1 protein-coding gene is annotated in these 844 nt (G+C 44.7%); it reads right to left on the bottom strand.

Going from position 1 to position 844, the window contains the following annotated elements; all coding sequences use genetic code 11:
• On the bottom strand, positions 1–844 hold an 844-nt coding region (locus ACP5SP_RS08000; protein ID WP_428076549.1), incomplete at both ends, for a S8 family serine peptidase.

Here is an 844-nt window from a genome sequence, read left to right as displayed (position 1 = left end):
CATTATAGGTCACTGAATTTGAAGATGTATTCCTAAGCCTTAAAGTAAACGTAATTAACTCATTTTTATAGTTCGGTTGCTCCCCAAGAGCAACATATGGAAGTTCAGCCGGCATTGGTATTTCCCCATTAGGAAACCAATGTGTTACAAGGACAGGAGTTTTTGCTGCTGCGTTAACATCAATTCTTCCTGCACCCACATAATGCGGTGAATAGTAAACACCCGATGAGGGATCGACTATGAGCTTTGCGGTATTCATCAAAGCAGTTTTAATATCGGATACTTGCCAATTAGGGTGAATTTGTCTCAAAAGACCTGCTGCTGCACCAACGTGAGGTGCTGCCATTGAGGTACCAGAGTAGTTTGCATAGCTTCCCTGTGCTACAGGGACTGTAGACCATATACCACCACCAGGTGCTGTGATTTCAGGCTTGAAAGACAAATCTGGAGCAGGACCCCAGGATGAGAAATCAACCATCGTGTCGCCCGCCTGTGGAACATCGGCAAAAGTGTCCGGCTTAAAAGCAACTCTTCCTGTGCCATCCCCTAAATTTTGCGACTTTGCATATAGTACAAGTCCGCCTGTTCTTCCCATTAACACAGAAGGAAGCGTTTCGCCTGCAGTCGCCATAGTGACTAAATTATCTCCGTTTGCAGCATTGTTATAGATAACTGCACCAATTGCACCTGCAACCGCAGCATTATGTATCTTTGTAGAAAAATTATAAGTCCCTCTCTGTATAAGTGCGATGTTGCCTGAAACTCCTGCAGGGAAATCCGCAGCACTTCCACCAAGCCCACAGTAATAATATTTATAACCGTTCCCAGAGTTATCTCCAAGGGC

The organism is Caldisericum sp. (assembly GCF_049967455.1).
In the GTDB taxonomy this organism is placed as follows: domain Bacteria; phylum Caldisericota; class Caldisericia; order Caldisericales; family Caldisericaceae; genus Caldisericum; species Caldisericum exile_A.
This window is presented reverse-complemented; position numbering and strand designations above follow the sequence as displayed.